The 1,106-nt window shown below is 64.9% G+C and carries 1 pseudogene; it reads right to left on the reverse strand.

The window, feature by feature from the left end:
- Positions 1-917: pseudogene (gene glnA, locus HC022_RS27195) on the reverse strand (type I glutamate--ammonia ligase); the annotation flags it as partial.
- Positions 918-1,106 lie beyond the last annotated feature (189 nt).

Genomic DNA, 1,106 nt, shown 5'->3' on the forward strand with positions numbered 1-1,106 from the left:
TTCTTGATGCCGTCGAGGCCGGCCATCAGAAGCGCTGCGAAGCACAGGTAGGGGTTCGCTGCGGGATCGGGGAAGCGGGCCTCGACGCGCTTGGCCTTCGGCGACTCGGTCCACGGGATCCGCACGCAGCCCGAACGGTTGCGGGCGGAGTAGGCGCGCAGAACCGGGGCTTCGAAGCCGGGGATCAGGCGCTTGTAGGAGTTGGTGGACGGGTTGGTGAAGGCGTTGAGCGTCTTCGCGTGCTTCAGGATGCCACCGATGTAGTAGATGGCTTCCTGGCTCAGGTCGGCGTACTTGTCACCTGCGAAGACCGGCTTGCCGTCCTTCCAGATCGACATGTTCACGTGCATGCCCGAGCCGTTGTCGCCGGCGATCGGCTTCGGCATGAAGGTTGCCGAGCGGCCGTAGGCCTGCGCCACGTTGTGGATGATGTACTTGTACTTCTGAAGCTCGTCGGCCTGCTTGGTGAGGCTGTCGAAGATCAGGCCCAACTCGTGCTGCGAGGTCGCAACTTCGTGGTGGTGCTTGTCGACCTTCATGCCGATGCGCTTCATGGTCGAGAGCATCTCGGAACGGATGTCCTGGCCGTCGTCCGACGGGTTCACCGGGAAGTAGCCGCCCTTGTAGGTCGGACGGTGGCCCAGGTTGCCCATCTCGAAGTCGGCGTCGGTGTTCCAGGCTGCGTGGTCTGCGTCGACCTCGTAGGACACCTTGCTCGGCGACACGGCGTACTTGACGTCGTCGAAGAGGAAGAACTCGGCCTCGGGGCCCATGTAGGCGACGTCGCCGATGCCGGAGGACTTGAGGTAGGCCTCTGCCTTCAGAGCGGTGCCGCGCGGATCGCGGTCATAGGATTCGCCGGTGTCGGGCTCGACCAGCCCCGCCATCACCTTCATGAGCGTCGATTTGCCCGAGCCGTTGCGCCCCACCAGCGCGACGCGGTCGCCGGGCTGAACGTTGAGCGAGAGGCCGGAGAAGACGGGATCGCCCCCGAAGGTGAGCGAGATGTCGGAAAGCTGGAGAAGGGGTGCCTGTGCCATGGCCGATGCGCTATTTTGCGCGGCGTGCGGCGTCAAGTGGCAACCGCCGTTGGGGGCGCTGCCCCC

Origin of the sequence: Salipiger sp. HF18, assembly GCF_011806505.1 — a bacterium.
In the GTDB taxonomy this organism is placed as follows: domain Bacteria; phylum Pseudomonadota; class Alphaproteobacteria; order Rhodobacterales; family Rhodobacteraceae; genus Salipiger; species Salipiger thiooxidans.